15 protein-coding genes are annotated in these 14,227 nt (G+C 58.2%); all 15 read left to right on the top strand.

Features of this window, described 5'->3' with window-relative positions:
• Nucleotides 1-233 precede the first annotated feature (233 nt).
• Entirely contained in the window at nucleotides 234-2,126 is a 1,893-nt protein-coding gene (mnmG, locus tag AACX99_RS02755; protein WP_339409312.1) for a tRNA uridine-5-carboxymethylaminomethyl(34) synthesis enzyme MnmG, read from the top strand.
• Complete coding sequence (rsmG, locus tag AACX99_RS02750) at nucleotides 2,126-2,773, top strand: 16S rRNA (guanine(527)-N(7))-methyltransferase RsmG (RefSeq protein ID WP_339409311.1); 648 nt, start codon at nucleotides 2,126-2,128, stop codon at nucleotides 2,771-2,773. Before mnmG ends, rsmG begins: the two co-directional genes overlap by 1 nt.
• A gap of 12 nt (nucleotides 2,774-2,785) precedes the next feature.
• Nucleotides 2,786-3,574, top strand: a complete 789-nt coding sequence (locus tag AACX99_RS02745; RefSeq protein ID WP_339409310.1) for a ParA family protein — start codon at nucleotides 2,786-2,788, stop codon at nucleotides 3,572-3,574.
• 10 nt (nucleotides 3,575-3,584) lie between these two features.
• Nucleotides 3,585-4,457: a ParB/RepB/Spo0J family partition protein gene (locus tag AACX99_RS02740; protein ID WP_339409309.1), complete on the top strand. Its 873-nt coding sequence runs from the start codon at nucleotides 3,585-3,587 to the stop codon at nucleotides 4,455-4,457.
• Nucleotides 4,458-4,614: 157 nt separating this feature from the next.
• Nucleotides 4,615-5,022: a F0F1 ATP synthase subunit I gene (locus tag AACX99_RS02735; protein WP_339409307.1), complete on the top strand. Its 408-nt coding sequence runs from the start codon at nucleotides 4,615-4,617 to the stop codon at nucleotides 5,020-5,022.
• A 14-nt stretch (nucleotides 5,023-5,036) separates the two neighbouring features.
• Complete coding sequence (gene atpB, locus AACX99_RS02730; RefSeq protein ID WP_339409306.1) at nucleotides 5,037-5,906, top strand: F0F1 ATP synthase subunit A; 870 nt, start codon at nucleotides 5,037-5,039, stop codon at nucleotides 5,904-5,906.
• A gap of 116 nt (nucleotides 5,907-6,022) precedes the next feature.
• The gene (atpE, locus tag AACX99_RS02725; protein ID WP_003097235.1) at nucleotides 6,023-6,280 is read left to right on the top strand and encodes a F0F1 ATP synthase subunit C; all 258 of its coding nucleotides are present in this window, start codon (nucleotides 6,023-6,025) and stop codon (nucleotides 6,278-6,280) included.
• 56 nt (nucleotides 6,281-6,336) lie between these two features.
• Entirely contained in the window at nucleotides 6,337-6,807 is a 471-nt protein-coding gene (locus tag AACX99_RS02720) for a F0F1 ATP synthase subunit B (RefSeq protein ID WP_275960033.1), read from the top strand.
• 15 nt (nucleotides 6,808-6,822) lie between these two features.
• A complete protein-coding gene (locus tag AACX99_RS02715) occupies nucleotides 6,823-7,359 on the top strand; it encodes a F0F1 ATP synthase subunit delta (RefSeq protein ID WP_339409303.1) in 537 nt (178 codons plus the stop codon).
• Between the two features lie 21 nt (nucleotides 7,360-7,380).
• Nucleotides 7,381-8,925: a F0F1 ATP synthase subunit alpha gene (gene atpA / locus AACX99_RS02710; RefSeq protein WP_274088526.1), complete on the top strand. Its 1,545-nt coding sequence runs from the start codon at nucleotides 7,381-7,383 to the stop codon at nucleotides 8,923-8,925.
• A 50-nt stretch (nucleotides 8,926-8,975) separates the two neighbouring features.
• A complete protein-coding gene (gene atpG / locus AACX99_RS02705; protein ID WP_090378658.1) occupies nucleotides 8,976-9,836 on the top strand; it encodes a F0F1 ATP synthase subunit gamma in 861 nt (286 codons plus the stop codon).
• A gap of 30 nt (nucleotides 9,837-9,866) precedes the next feature.
• Nucleotides 9,867-11,243: a F0F1 ATP synthase subunit beta gene (gene atpD, locus AACX99_RS02700; RefSeq protein ID WP_339409302.1), complete on the top strand. Its 1,377-nt coding sequence runs from the start codon at nucleotides 9,867-9,869 to the stop codon at nucleotides 11,241-11,243.
• A gap of 83 nt (nucleotides 11,244-11,326) precedes the next feature.
• On the top strand, nucleotides 11,327-11,752 hold the full coding sequence (locus AACX99_RS02695; RefSeq protein WP_090254171.1) for a F0F1 ATP synthase subunit epsilon: 426 nt from the start codon (nucleotides 11,327-11,329) through the stop codon (nucleotides 11,750-11,752).
• Nucleotides 11,753-11,889: 137 nt separating this feature from the next.
• Nucleotides 11,890-13,248 carry a bifunctional UDP-N-acetylglucosamine diphosphorylase/glucosamine-1-phosphate N-acetyltransferase GlmU gene (gene glmU, locus AACX99_RS02690; protein ID WP_339409297.1) on the top strand — a complete coding sequence of 453 codons (1,359 nt, stop codon included), beginning with the start codon at nucleotides 11,890-11,892 and terminating at the stop codon, nucleotides 13,246-13,248.
• Between the two features lie 208 nt (nucleotides 13,249-13,456).
• Nucleotides 13,457-14,224, top strand: a complete 768-nt coding sequence (locus AACX99_RS02685; protein WP_160086316.1) for a DeoR/GlpR family DNA-binding transcription regulator — start codon at nucleotides 13,457-13,459, stop codon at nucleotides 14,222-14,224.
• Nucleotides 14,225-14,227: the final 3 nt, after the last annotated feature.

Here is a 14,227-nt window from a genome sequence, read left to right as displayed (position 1 = left end):
GTAGCAATCTATCCACAGAAAATCCGTTGCTAAATAATAAACATATAAACAAGGCTTTATAAAAATTCTCTCTTTTATTCTTTATTAACCGACACAGCCGAACAGCGCCCAAGCGAGCTGGCTATTTTTTGTGCAAAAGGCTTCTTTCACACCGGCTAAATCCCTATACTTGCCGCCTTTCCCGCTTTTCAACCCAAAAAGCCCCCCATTTCTCAACAGGCACGAGGTGCGTGGTGGATTTCCCTTCCCGTTTTCAGGTGATCGTCATCGGCGGCGGTCATGCCGGTACCGAGGCAGCGCTGGCAGCTGCACGCATGGGGGTAAAAACCCTGCTGCTGACCCATAACGTGGAAACCCTCGGGCAGATGAGCTGCAACCCGGCGATTGGCGGGATCGGCAAGAGCCATCTGGTCAAGGAAATCGACGCCCTTGGCGGTGCTATGGCTGAAGCCACCGACAAAGGCGGCATCCAGTTCCGTGTACTGAACAGCCGCAAGGGCCCAGCGGTACGCGCCACTCGCGCCCAGGCTGATCGTGTGCTGTACAAAGCCGCGATTCGCGAAACCCTGGAAAACCAAGCCAACCTGTGGATATTTCAGCAGCCAGCTGATGACCTGATCGTCGAAAACGACGAAGTCAAAGGTGTAATCACGCAGATGGGCCTGCGGTTCCTCGCGGATTCCGTGGTGTTGACCACGGGCACCTTCCTCGGTGGACTTATCCACATCGGTCTGCAGAACTACTCCGGTGGACGCGCCGGTGATCCACCTTCGATTGCCTTGGCGCAACGTCTACGTGAATTGCCGCTGCGTGTCGGGCGCCTGAAAACCGGTACGCCGCCTCGCATCGATGGCCGTTCGGTGGACTTCTCGGTAATGACCGAGCAGCCAGGTGATACGCCAACGCCGCTGATGTCCTTCCTCGGTCGTGCCGAGCAACAACCGCGTCAAGTCAGCTGCTGGATCACCCACACCAATGCGCGTACCCACGAAATCATCGCCGCCAACCTTGACCGTTCGCCGATGTATTCGGGCGTGATCGAAGGCGTCGGCCCACGCTATTGCCCGTCGATCGAAGACAAGATCCACCGTTTCGCCGACAAGGACAGCCACCAGGTATTTATCGAGCCCGAAGGCCTGAATACCCATGAGCTCTACCCCAACGGCATCTCCACCTCGTTGCCGTTCGATGTGCAATTGCAGATCGTGCGCAGCATCCGTGGCATGGAAAACGCGCATATCGTGCGTCCCGGTTACGCCATCGAGTACGACTACTTCGACCCGCGTGATCTCAAGTACAGCCTGGAAACCAAGGTGATTGGCGGGCTGTTCTTCGCCGGTCAGATCAACGGCACCACCGGTTACGAAGAAGCCGGTGCACAAGGTTTGCTCGCCGGCTGCAACGCCGCCCTGCGCGCTCAGGGCAAGGACAGCTGGTGTCCGCGTCGCGATGAGGCCTATATCGGCGTACTGGTCGACGACCTGATTACCCTGGGTACCCAGGAGCCTTACCGCATGTTCACTTCGCGCGCCGAATACCGGCTGATCCTGCGCGAAGACAACGCCGACCTGCGCCTGACCGAGAAAGGCCGCGAGCTGGGTCTGGTCGATGATGTGCGCTGGGCGGCGTTCGAGAGCAAGCGCGAAGCCATCGTGCAGGAAGAACAACGCCTGAAAAGCACCTGGGTACGCCCGGGTACGCCCCAGGGCGATGCGATTGCCGCGCACTTCGGCACGCCGCTGACTCACGAATACAATCTGCTCAACCTGCTGGCCCGCCCGGAAATCGATTACGCCGGGCTGGTGACCATCACCGGCGGTGGCGCGCAGGACCCGCAAGTGGCCGAACAGGTCGACATCAAGACCAAGTACGCCGGTTATATCGACCGCCAACAGGACGAAATCGCCCGCCTGCGCGCCAGTGAAGACACCAAGCTGCCGCTCGATATCGACTACGCAGGCATATCCGGGTTGTCCAAGGAAATCCAACACAAGCTAGGCAACAGCCGCCCGGAAACCCTTGGCCAGGCCTCGCGGATTCCCGGCGTTACCCCGGCGGCGATTTCCCTGCTGCTGATCCACCTGAAAAAGCGTACTGCCGGTCAGCAGTTGGAGCACAGCGCCTGATGTCGTTGGTTACCGCACGTCACGCCGAAGAACTGAGCCAGGGCGCTCTGGAGCTGGGTGTCCAACTCAGCGCGCAGCAGCACGAGCAGCTGCTGGCCTACCTGGCCCTGCTGATCAAGTGGAACAAAGCCTACAACCTCACCGCAGTGCGCGACCCGAATGAAATGGTCTCGCGCCATCTGCTCGACAGCCTGTCCGTGGTGCCTTTCGTCACCGAGGCTGGGGATAACTGGCTGGACGTCGGCAGTGGCGGCGGCATGCCGGGCATTCCGCTGGCCATCCTGTTTCCCGAGCGGCAGTTCACCCTGCTCGATTCCAACGGTAAGAAGACCCGCTTCCTGACCCAGGTGAAGCTGGAGTTGAAACTGGCCAACCTGCAAGTTATCCACAGCCGTGTTGAAGAGTTCACCCCAGCTGTGCCGTTAAGCGGTATCTGCTCGCGGGCGTTCAGTTCTCTGGAAGATTTCAGCAATTGGACCCGCCATTTGGGCGATGGCAATACCCAGTGGCTGGCGATGAAGGGCGTACACCCGGATGACGAGCTGCAGGCCCTACCAGCGGACTTTCGTCTCACCGCCACTCATGTACTCAAGGTTCCCGGTTGCCAAGGTCAGCGCCATCTGTTGATACTGCGTCGCTCGGTTTAGGGGGAACGCAGCATGGCTAAGGTATTCGCAATCGCTAACCAGAAAGGCGGCGTGGGCAAAACCACCACCTGCATCAATCTGGCTGCCTCGCTGGTGGCAACCAAGCGCCGCGTGCTGCTGATCGACCTCGACCCCCAAGGCAACGCGACCATGGGCAGCGGTGTGGATAAGCACGGCCTTGAGCATTCGATCTACGACGTACTGATCGGCGAATGTAACTTGGTCGATGCCATGCAGTTCTCCGAGCACGGCGGCTATCAGCTGTTGCCGGCCAACCGCGATCTGACCGCCGCCGAAGTCTCGCTGCTGGAAATGAAAATGAAGGAAAGCCGCCTGCGTTATGCGCTGGCGCCAATCCGCGAGAATTACGATTACATCCTGATCGACTGTCCACCGGCGCTGTCGATGCTGACGATCAACGCCCTGGTGGCCGCCGATGGGGTGATTATCCCCATGCAATGCGAGTACTACGCGCTGGAAGGTTTGAGCGACCTGGTCAACAGCATTCAGCGCATCGCCGAGATACTCAATCCCAAGCTGAAGATCGAGGGCCTGCTGCGTACCATGTATGACCCGCGCATCAGCTTGACCAACGATGTGTCGGCGCAGCTCAAGCAGCACTTCCCTAACCAGCTCTACGACGTGGTGATCCCACGTAACGTACGCCTGGCCGAGGCGCCAAGCTTTGGCATGCCGGCGCTGGTGTATGACAAGCAATCCCGTGGTGCCATAGCCTACCTGGCGCTGGCCGGCGAGTTGGTACGCCGCCAACGCGCAAATGCCCACACCGCAACCGCATAAGGAAATACCCATGGCTGTGAAAAAACGAGGACTGGGACGCGGTCTGGATGCCCTGTTGGGCGGCACCAGTGTCACTGCCTTGCAGGAAGAGGCCGCGCAGGTCGACAGCCGTGAACTGCAATACGTGCCCCTGGACCTGATCCAGCGCGGCAAATACCAGCCGCGCCGCGATATGGACGTTACCGCTCTGGAAGAACTGGCGCAGTCGATCAAGGCTCACGGCGTGATGCAACCGATTGTGGTGCGGCCGATTGGTGAAGGACGTTTCGAGATCGTTGCCGGCGAACGCCGCTGGCGTGCCAGTCAGCAGGCTGGTCTGGACAAGATCCCGGCCATGGTTCGCGAGCTGCCGGATGAAGCCGCCATTGCCATGGCGCTGATCGAGAACATCCAGCGTGAAGACCTCAACCCCATCGAAGAGGCCATGGCCCTTCAGCGCCTGCAGCAGGAGTTCCAACTGACTCAGCAGCAGGTCGCTGATGCCGTGGGTAAGTCGCGGGTGACCATCAGCAACCTGCTGCGCCTGATTGCCCTGCCGGAAGAGATCAAAACCCTGCTGTCCCATGGCGATCTGGAAATGGGTCATGCCCGCGCCTTGCTCGGTTTGCCGGCCGAACAGCAGACCGAAGGTGCGCGACATGTTGTCGCACGCGGCCTCACCGTGCGCCAAACCGAAGCACTGGTGCGCCAGTGGTTGAACAGCAAAGAGAAGCCGGCGGCAGTGGTCAAAGCCGATCCGGACATCACCCGCCTGGAACAGCGCCTGGCTGAGCGCCTGGGCTCGCCGGTGCAGATCAAGCATGGGCAGAAAGGCAAAGGTCAGCTGGTGATCAGCTACAGTTCGCTGGATGAGTTGCAGGGCGTACTCGCTCACATTCGTTGAAACAATTGAGCGTGTAGCGACTAGTCGGAAATCACTACCCGGCAGTTGAATGGGGGGGGAAGCGCCCCTATACTCTGCGCGCATTTCGTCGGCACAAAGTATGCCAAGTTATTGATTTCAGGTGCCGACGCCCGAGTTCAGCTTTCAGGAAAACAAGATGGACGTTCGCACGCCGAATCGCCTGCCTTTCCATCGTCTGGCTGTTTTCCCGGTACTGCTGGTGCAACTGCTGGTACTGCTGTTGCTGGCCCTGGTGGTGTGGCAATGGCAAGGCGCAGTGGCAGGTTACTCCGGGTTGTGTGGTGGTCTGATTGCCTGGCTGCCGAATCTGTACTTTGCCCACAAGGCGTTCCGTTTCAGTGGAGCGCGGGCTGCTCAAGCCATCGTCCGGTCTTTTTATGCCGGTGAGGCGGGCAAACTGGTTTTAACGGCAGTGCTGTTTGCACTGACCTTTGCAGGTGTGAAACCTTTGGAACCGCTGGCGGTATTTGGCGTGTTCTTCCTGACCCAGTTGGTCAATTGGTTTTCGCCCCTGCTGATGAAAACAAGACTTTTAAGACCTTAGCGCTCGAGGGATATATGGCAGCAGCAGAAACCGCTTCGGGTTATATCCAGCACCACTTGACCAATCTGACTTACGGTCAGCACCCGGTTAACGGCTGGAGTTTCGCCCACAACGCAAAAGAAGCTCAGGAAATGGGCTTCTGGGCATTTCACGTCGACACCCTGGCGGTGTCTGTCGTGTTGGGCCTGTTCTTCATCCTGCTGTTCCGTGCCGCTGCTAAACGCGCCACTTCCGGGCAACCGGGCAAGCTGCAGAATTTCGTTGAAGTCCTGGTCGAGTTCGTTGACGGCAGCGTCAAGGACACCTTCCACGGCCGCAACGCCCTGATCGCACCGTTGGGTCTGACCATCTTCGTCTGGGTATTCCTGATGAACTTTATGGACCTGATCCCGGTAGATTGGTTGCCAATGCTGGCGGCAAAAATCTCCGGCGACCCGCACCTGTACTTCCGCGTCGTACCGACCACCGATCCAAACGCCACCCTGGGCCTGGCCCTGTCGGTATTTGCTCTGATTCTGTTCTACAGCATCAAAGTCAAAGGCCTCGGCGGCTTTATCGGTGAGTTGACCCTGCACCCGTTCGGCAGCAAGAACGTATTCGTTCAAGCGCTGCTGATTCCGGTCAACTTCCTGCTCGAATTCGTCACTCTGATCGCCAAGCCGATTTCCCTGGCTCTGCGTCTGTTCGGCAACCTGTATGCCGGCGAACTGATCTTTATCCTCATCGCGATCATGTTTGGCGGCGGTCTGCTGCTGGGCGCGCTGGGTATTGCCCTGCAGTGGGCGTGGGCTGTGTTCCACATCCTGATCATCGTGCTGCAGGCGTTCATCTTCATGATGCTGACCATCGTCTACCTGTCGATGGCGCACGAAGACAACCACTAAGAGCGCTTAGGCGCTCGCAGTGGACGCCCGCAAGGGCAACCAGAAGTACCGATTTTGCTTTACCGCTTTACCTTAGAAAACCTTAACCAATACGACATAAAAAGTCGGGAGGAAAGATGGAAACTGTAGTTGGTCTGACCGCTATCGCTGTAGCACTGCTGATTGGCCTGGGCGCCCTGGGTACCGCAATCGGTTTCGGCCTGCTGGGCGGCAAGTTCCTGGAAGGCGCTGCGCGTCAGCCGGAAATGGTTCCGATGCTGCAAGTGAAAATGTTCATCGTCGCCGGTCTGCTCGACGCCGTGACCATGATCGGTGTTGGTATCGCACTGTTCTTCACCTTCGCGAACCCCTTCGTTGGTCAAATCGCAGGCTAATCCACTCGATTTCGAGTGAATTGGTTTGATGGACAACGAACGAGCGAGGTGTTGGCGTGAACATTAATGCAACCCTGATTGGCCAGTCCGTTGCCTTCTTCATCTTCGTGCTGTTCTGCATGAAGTACGTGTGGCCTCCGGTCATTACGGCTTTGCAAGAACGTCAGAAGAAGATCGCAGACGGCCTGGACGCTGCTAGCCGTGCGGCTCGTGACCTGGAGTTGGCCCAAGAAAAAGCGGGTCAGCAACTGCGCGAAGCCAAAGGCCAAGCAGCCGAAATCATTGAGCAAGCCAAGAAACGCGGTACTCAGATCGTCGACGAAGCCCGTGAACAGGCCCGTGTCGAAGCTGACCGTGTGAAGGCCCAGGCTCTGGCCGAGATCGAGCAGGAACTGAATGGTGTCAAAGACGCGCTGCGTGCCCAACTGGGTAGCCTGGCCGTTAGCGGTGCCGAGAAGATCCTGGGCGCATCTATCGACCAAAACGCGCATGCGGAGCTGGTTTCCAAACTGGCAGCCGAAATTTAAGCGAGGGGCGCGATCATGGCAGAACTGACCACGCTGGCCCGACCTTACGCTAAGGCTGCCTTTGAGCATGCCCAGGCCCACCAGCAGCTGGCCAATTGGTCAGCCATGCTCGGCCTGGCTGCAGCGGTGTCGCAAGACGACACTATGCAGAGCGTGCTCAAGGCTCCGCGTTTGACGAGTACAGACAAGGCCACCACGTTTATTGACGTGTGTGGTGACAAGTTCGACGCCCAGGTACGCAATTTCATTCACATCGTCGCTGAAAACGATCGCCTGGCCCTGTTGCCACAGATCGTTGAACTGTTCGAGCTGTACAAGGCCGAGCAGGAAAAGTCGATCGACGTGGACGTTACCAGTGCCTTCGCATTGAGCGATGAACAGCAAGACAAACTCGCCAAGGTTCTCAGTGCACGGCTCGGCCGAGAAGTGCGTCTGCACGCCGCGGAGGATGCCACCCTGATCGGTGGTGTCGTGATCCGCGCCGGCGACCTGGTTATCGATGGCTCAGTTCGTGGCAAACTCGCGAAGCTGGCCGAAGCATTGAAATCTTGAGTTTGAAGGGGCAGCAGAGCTATGCAGCAACTCAATCCTTCCGAAATAAGTGAAATCATCAAGGGGCGTATCGAGAATCTCGATGTCGCCTCTCAAGCCCGTAACGAAGGCACTGTCGTCAGCGTATCTGACGGTATTGTGCGTATTCACGGTCTCGCCGATGTGATGTACGGCGAAATGATCGAGTTCCCGGGCGGCGTCTACGGTATGGCACTGAACCTGGAGCAAGACTCCGTCGGTGCTGTTGTGCTGGGTGCTTACACCAGCCTTGCCGAAGGCATGAGCGCCAAGTGCACCGGCCGCATCCTCGAAGTTCCGGTTGGTCCGGAACTGCTGGGTCGCGTTGTTGACGCACTGGGTAACCCAATTGACGGCAAAGGCCCGCTGAACAACGTCGCTACCGACGCTGTTGAGAAGGTTGCGCCGGGCGTGATCTGGCGTAAGTCGGTCGACCAGCCGGTGCAAACCGGTTACAAGTCGGTTGATGCCATGATCCCGGTTGGCCGTGGCCAGCGTGAGCTGATCATCGGTGACCGTCAGATCGGTAAAACCGCTCTGGCCATCGACGCCATCATCAACCAGAAGAACAGCGGCATTAAGTGCGTCTACGTTGCTATTGGTCAGAAGCAATCGACCATCGCCAACGTGGTACGCAAGCTGGAAGAAAACGGCGCGCTGGCTAACACCATCGTTGTCGCGGCTTCCGCTTCCGAATCCGCTGCTCTGCAGTTCATTGCACCGTACGCCGGTTGCACCATGGGCGAATACTTCCGCGACCGCGGTGAAGACGCGCTGATCGTTTATGACGATCTGTCCAAGCAAGCAGTGGCTTATCGCCAGATTTCCCTGCTGCTGCGCCGTCCGCCAGGCCGTGAAGCTTACCCAGGCGACGTGTTCTATCTCCACAGCCGTCTGCTGGAGCGCGCTTCCCGCGTTTCCGAAGAGTATGTTGAGAAGTTCACCAATGGCGCCGTGACTGGCAAGACCGGTTCCTTGACCGCTCTGCCGATCATCGAAACCCAGGCGGGCGACGTTTCCGCGTTCGTTCCGACCAACGTGATCTCGATCACCGACGGTCAGATCTTCCTGGAATCGGCCATGTTCAACTCGGGTATCCGTCCTGCGGTCAACGCCGGTATTTCGGTATCCCGCGTGGGTGGTGCTGCACAGACCAAGATCATCAAGAAGCTCTCCGGTGGCATCCGTACCGCTCTGGCTCAGTACCGTGAACTGGCGGCATTCGCCCAGTTTGCTTCTGACCTGGACGAAGCCACCCGTAAGCAGCTTGAGCATGGTCAGCGCGTTACCGAGCTGATGAAGCAGAAGCAATATGCGCCGATGTCGATTGCTGACATGTCCGTATCGCTGTATGCCGCTGAGCGTGGTTTCCTGGTCGACATCGAAGTTGCCAAAGTTGGCGCATTCGAACAGGCCCTGATTGCTTACTTCAACCGGGATCACGCCGCTCTGCTGGCGAAGATCAACGAGAAGGGTGACTTCAATGACGACATCGATGGCCAGCTGAAAGCCGGTATCGAGAAGTTCAAGGCCACCCAAACCTGGTAAGCCGCAGTGGGGACCGTGAGGTCCCCGCTTGCTAACCCGATAGGTGTCAAATGGCAGGCGCAAAAGAGATTCGCAGCAAGATTGCGAGCATCAAAAGCACGCAGAAGATCACCAGCGCCATGGAAAAGGTGGCGGTCAGCAAAATGCGCAGAGCACAAATGCGCATGGCTGCTAGCCGTCCCTACGCGGAGCGTATCCGTCAGGTGATTGGTCATCTGGCCAACGCCAACCCGGAATACCGTCACCCGTTCATGATCGAGCGCGAAGTTAAGCGCGTAGGTTATGTCGTGGTGAGCTCGGACCGTGGTCTGTGTGGTGGTCTGAACACCAACCTGTTCAAGGCTCTGGTCAAAGACATGGCGAGCAATCGCGAGCAAGGCGTTGAGATTGATCTCTGCGTCGTTGGCAGCAAGGGTGCGGCGTTCTTCCGCAACTTTGGTGGCAATATCGTTGCTGCGATCAGCCACCTGGGCGAAGAGCCATCGATCAATGATCTGATTGGTAGCGTCAAGGTAATGCTCGATGCCTACCTCGATGGTCGCATCGATCGTTTGTCCGTGGTCTCGAACAAGTTCATCAATACCATGACGCAAAAGCCGACAGTGGAGCAGTTGATTCCGCTGGTGGCCGATCCGGATAAAGAACTCAAGCACCACTGGGATTACCTGTACGAACCCGACGCCAAAGAGCTGCTCGACGGCTTGATGGTGCGTTACGTGGAGTCGCAGGTTTACCAGGCAGTGGTTGAGAACAACGCGGCTGAACAAGCGGCCCGGATGATCGCGATGAAAAACGCCACCGACAACGCTGGCGATATCATTAAAGACCTGCAGTTGGTTTACAACAAGGCACGTCAGGCAGCGATCACCCAGGAAATTTCGGAAATCGTCGGCGGCGCTGCCGCGGTTTAAGCACGGTTCAAATATTCAGAGGAACCAAAGATGAGTAGCGGACGTATCGTTCAAATCATCGGCGCCGTTATCGACGTGGAATTCCCGCGTGATCAAGTGCCGAATGTTTATGAAGCGCTGAAAGTAGTCGGCGCCGAAACCACCCTCGAAGTTCAGCAGCAGCTGGGCGACGGCGTGGTACGTACCATTGCAATGGGTTCGACCGAAGGCCTCAAGCGTGGCCTGAGCGTTGGCAGCACTGGCGCAGGTATCCAGGTACCGGTTGGGGTGAAAACCCTGGGCCGTATCATGGACGTGCTGGGCAACCCGATTGACGAAGCTGGCCCGATTGGTGAAGAAGAGCGTTGGGGCATTCACCGTCCTGCGCCAACCTACGCCGAACAAGCTGGCTCCAACGAGCTGCTGGAAACCGGCATCAAGGTTATCGACCTGGTTTGCCCGTTCGCCAAGGGCGGTAAAGTCGGTCTGTTCGGTGGTGCCGGTGTCGGCAAAACCGTAAACATGATGGAACTGATCCGTAACATCGCCATCGAGCACAGCGGTTATTCCGTGTTCGCCGGTGTGGGTGAGCGTACCCGTGAGGGTAACGACTTCTACCACGAGATGAAGGACTCCAACGTTCTCGACAAGGTAGCCCTGGTTTACGGTCAGATGAACGAGCCACCAGGCAACCGTCTGCGGGTAGCACTGACCGGCCTGACCATGGCCGAGAAGTTCCGTGACGAAGGCCGTGATGTTCTGTTCTTCGTGGACAACATCTACCGTTACACCTTGGCCGGTACTGAAGTGTCCGCACTGCTGGGCCGTATGCCTTCCGCAGTGGGTTATCAGCCGACCCTGGCCGAAGAAATGGGCGTTCTGCAAGAGCGTATTACTTCGACCAAGACCGGTTCGATCACTTCGATCCAGGCCGTATACGTACCTGCGGACGACCTGACCGACCCAAGCCCGGCGACCACCTTCGCCCACTTGGACGCCACCGTTGTACTGTCGCGTGACATCGCTTCCCTGGGTATCTACCCAGCGGTCGATCCACTCGACTCGACGTCGCGCCAGCTGGACCCGATGGTTATCGGCCAGGAGCACTACGACACCGCTCGCGGCGTGCAGTACGTGCTGCAGCGCTACAAAGAGCTGAAGGACATCATCGCGATTCTGGGTATGGACGAACTGTCCGAAACAGACAAGCAGCTGGTATCTCGTGCTCGTAAGATCCAGCGCTTCCTGTCCCAGCCGTTCTTCGTGGCCGAAGTCTTCACCGGCTCGCCAGGCAAGTACGTTTCCCTGAAGGACACCATTGCCGGCTTTAGCGGCATTCTGAAAGGTGACTACGATCACCTGCCAGAGCAGGCGTTCTACATGGTTGGCAGCATCGAAGAAGCTGTTGAGAAAGCGAAGAAACTGTAATCACCCGTGCGCCCGGCAACGGGCGCTTACGATCTGTTTATCCGCGTAGTAGTGGGTAAACAGATCGATACGTGAGGTTAGACATGGCTATGACAGTCCATTGCGACATCGTCAGCGCAGAAGGCGAGATCTTCTCCGGTCTGGTCGAGATGGTGATTGCGCACGGCAACTTGGGTGATATCGGTATCGCTCCAGGCCACGCGCCGCTGATCACCGACCTCAAACCGGGTCCGATTCGTCTGGTCAAACTGGGTGGCGAAACCGAGGTGTTCTACATCTCCGGTGGCTTCCTGGAAGTTCAGCCGAGTGTGGTGAAAGTTCTCGCCGATACCGTGCAGCGTGCTGCCGATATCGATGAAGCTGCTGCTCAGGAGGCCCTCCGGGCTGCCGAGAATGCCTTGAATGAGAAGGGCGCGGAGTTCGATTACGGTTCCGCAGCCGCTCACCTGGCTGAGGTCGCGGCTCAGCTGCGTACCGTTCAGCAGTTGCGCAAGAAGTTCGGCGGTTAATTCCGACGCTTCATCGCAAACGAGTAAAAGGGTAGCCTTGGCTACCCTTTTTCTTGTCTGTCATTTCATCTTTCCCGTTGGTTGTGTCGTGGACTTATCCACAAGGAACAGCCAGTGACTGCCCAGGATTTGCCCCCATGTCGCTCGATATCGTTATCCTCGCCGCCGGCCAAGGCACCCGCATGCGTTCTGCCTTGCCGAAAGTCCTACACCCGGTTGCTGGCAAAGCCATGCTTGGCCATGTGATCGACACCGCCCGTCTGCTGAAACCGCAAGGCATTCATGTGGTGATCGGACATGGCGCGGAGCTGGTGCGTGAGCAACTGGCGGCGGATGATCTGAATTTCGTGCTGCAGAGTGAGCAACTGGGCACCGGCCATGCCGTGGCTCAGGCGCTGCCTGCATTGAGCGCCGAGCGCGTGCTGATTCTCTATGGCGATGTACCGCTGATCGAAGTGGAAACCCTGCAGCGCCTGCTGCAACAGGTCAGCGAACAGCAGCTCGGCTTGCTCACGGTCAACTTGAACGACCCGACCGGTTACGGCCGTATCGTGCGTGATGAGGCAGGCGTGGTGAAGGCCATCGTCGAGCACAAGGATGCCAGCGCCGAGCAGCGCCTGATCCGTGAAGGCAATACGGGCATCCTCGCCGTACCGGGGAACAAACTGGGCGACTGGCTGGGTCGCCTGTCCAACAGCAACGCCCAGGGCGAGTACTACCTGACTGACGTAATCGCCATGGCCGTGGCCGACGACCTGGTAGTCGCTACTGAGCAGGCGGCTGACGAGATGGAAGTGCTGGGCGCCAATGACCGTATCCAGCTTTCGCAGCTGGAACGCCACTATCAGTACCGCGCTGCGCGTCGGTTGATGCTGCAAGGCGTGACCCTGATCGACCCGGCGCGTTTTGATCTGCGTGGTGAAGTGACGGTAGGCCGTGATGTGTCGATCGATATCAACGTGATCTTCGAAGGCCAGGTAGTGATCGAAGATGGCGTGCAGATCGGCCCGAACTGCGTGATCAAGAACTCGGTCCTGCGCAAAGGCGCCATCGTCAAAGCCAACAGCCATCTGGAAGGTGCTGAAGTCGGTGAGGGCGCCGATTGCGGTCCCTTCGCCCGCCTGCGTCCGGGTTCCGTGCTGGGCGCTCGCGCCCATGTGGGTAACTTTGTCGAACTGAAGAACGCCAAAATGGGCGAGGGCGCCAAGGCCGGCCATTTGAGCTATTTGGGCGATGCCGAGATCGGTGCGCGCAGCAATATCGGCGCCGGCACCATCACCTGCAATTACGACGGTGCCAATAAGTTCAAGACCGTACTGGGTGAGGATGTGTTTATTGGCTCCAACAGCGCCCTGGTCGCTCCGGTGATGCTGGGCGATCGCGCCACCACTGGCGCCGGCTCGGTCGTTACCAGTGATGTGCCGAATAACACCCTGGCAGTCGGCCGCGCCAAACAGCGCAATATCGAAGGCTGGAAGCGCCCGACCAAGAAGTGAGGGCGTCGTAGGATGGGTTGAGCGCAGCGATACCCATGCGGATCGGTGAGGGGTTACGCCTGTGGCTAACCTACGCGGCCCGACCCATTCTACGAGCTGAGCAGCAGTACAAAAGGTGGCCTTGGCCGCCTTTTGTCGTTCTCAGGCTTGACGAAAAAGCTTCATTAGGTTTTGATTCGCGCAATTATCTTTCGAATCGAAACTTAGCATGTCGAAACGCAACACTCCGCAACGTCGTCACACCATTCTTGCCCTGCTCGCCGAGCAGGGTGAGGTGAGTGTGGATGAGTTGTCGAAGGCGTTCGCCACCTCGGAAGTGACCATTCGCAAAGACCTCGCTGCTCTGGAAAAAAGCGGATTGCTGCTGCGTCGTTACGGCGGTGCGGTGCCGATGCCGCAGGAACTGATCAGCGATATCCAGCCTATCTCGCAGTACAAACAGGCCATCGCCCGCGCTGGCGTGGCGCGCATCCGTGAGCACGCGCGGATCATTATCGACAGCGGTACCACCACCGCGGCGATGATCCCGCAGCTTGGCCACAAGCCCGGCCTGGTGGTGATGACCAACTCGCTCAACGTGGCCCGCGCCATCAGCGAACTGGAGCATGAGCCGGTGTTGTTGATGACCGGTGGTACCTGGGACCCGCATTCCGAGTCGTTCCAGGGCCAGGTCGCCGAGCAGGTGCTGCGCTCTTACGACTTCGATCAGCTGTTTATTGGCGCCGATGGCATCGACCTAAACCGTGGCACCACCACCTTCAATGAGTTGCTCGGGCTAAGTCGGGTGATGGCGGATGTGGCGCGCGAAGTGGTGGTGATGGTCGAGAGTGACAAGATCGGCCGCAAGATTCCCAATCTGGAGCTGCCCTGGAGTGGTATCCATACCCTGATAACCGACGAACGCCTCAGCCCTGAGGCCCGTGAACAATTGACCGAGCGCGGCATCAAGCTGATCTGCGCGGCTGTTGAAGCTTAGGAG

This window comes from Pseudomonas sp. EA_35y_Pfl2_R5 (assembly GCF_963970805.1).
Classification (GTDB): domain Bacteria; phylum Pseudomonadota; class Gammaproteobacteria; order Pseudomonadales; family Pseudomonadaceae; genus Aquipseudomonas.
The sequence above is the reverse complement of the archived record's forward strand: the minus strand, read 5'-3'. Positions and strand labels throughout refer to the sequence as shown.